The 1,117-nt window shown below is 35.8% G+C and carries 1 protein-coding gene; it reads right to left on the reverse strand.

The window, feature by feature from the left end; all coding sequences use genetic code 11:
* Positions 1-982, reverse strand: a 982-nt coding sequence (locus tag AC1DRF_RS29070; RefSeq protein WP_477742450.1) for an LTA synthase family protein, incomplete at its 3' end; no start/stop codon positions are given.
* Positions 983-1,117 lie beyond the last annotated feature (135 nt).

The raw sequence follows: 1,117 nt of genomic DNA on the forward strand, positions 1-1,117 counted from the left end.
CGGCTTGGTACGTGTTGCGGCCTTTTAAGCTAAATGCTGATCCTTGAGGCAAGCCGTATAATGATGTATCCATCATAAGCTCTGCATCAGCTGTTTTACCTTGTCCTGTTTGATGGAAGAAGTTATCAAAATACATAAATTCATTTCCATTTGCTAATGAGTTTAAAAACGGCGTTACTTCTTGCCCGTTTAACTTGTAGTTAATCAGGAACGACTGAAATGATTCTAGATGAATTTTAATAATGTTTTTTCCTTTTGCTTTACCGGCATACTCAATATTTGGAGCTGCATAGTGACTTGTACTGAAGTTTTTCACTGTTGTTAAGTCATCACTGCTTGCGAATGCTCGCTGCTTTGAGTTTTTAAACGTTTGAACTGCATCATACACCGTGTAGTTGTATGCTCCTAAATATTTCACTAGGTAGTTGCGATCAAATGTTCTTGTTAGTAATTCAGGGCGATCTTTTTCAGCATAGTGCAAGTTAATTGCAAAAGCGATAGCTCCTGCCGCTAGTACCATGAACGTATAGCGGAATTTAAGGCGTGCTTTTGGCCATTCGATTTTTCTAACAAACAATAGCGCAATCAGTAAAATGATATCTACAAAGTAAAAAATATCGTGAGCTTTTACTAAATCAGCGATACTGCCTCCTAAATGACCCACATTGCTTGTTTGCGTTAAAGTAGGCAATGTCACAAAGTCATTGAAGAATCGATAATATAAAATATTGCTGTACAAAATGACCGTCATGATTGTACTAAGGATAAGCGTCCAAACGATGGCTCTTTTCCCTTTTGCAAACAATGCTAACCCTAAAAAGATCAAAGTTGAACTAATTGGATTAATAAACAATAACGTTTTTTGCATTGAGTCACTTATATCTAAGTTGAACTCCACTTTGTAAGACATGTAAGACTTGATCCACATGAATAAAACCGCTATAAAAAAGTAAAACAACGGCTTTGAAAATAGTTTTTTCATTTTCAAATTCCTTTCACTAAAAAGTAGAGATTTCATGTTCAGCTAACCTCAGGAAAGTCCCCTACATTAAATCGTAACGGTTACGTCCTGCAAAAGATTACCTGAAAATGATTCAATTTGTCAAACAATATCATC

Source organism: Priestia sp. P5_B4 (genome assembly GCF_056400385.1).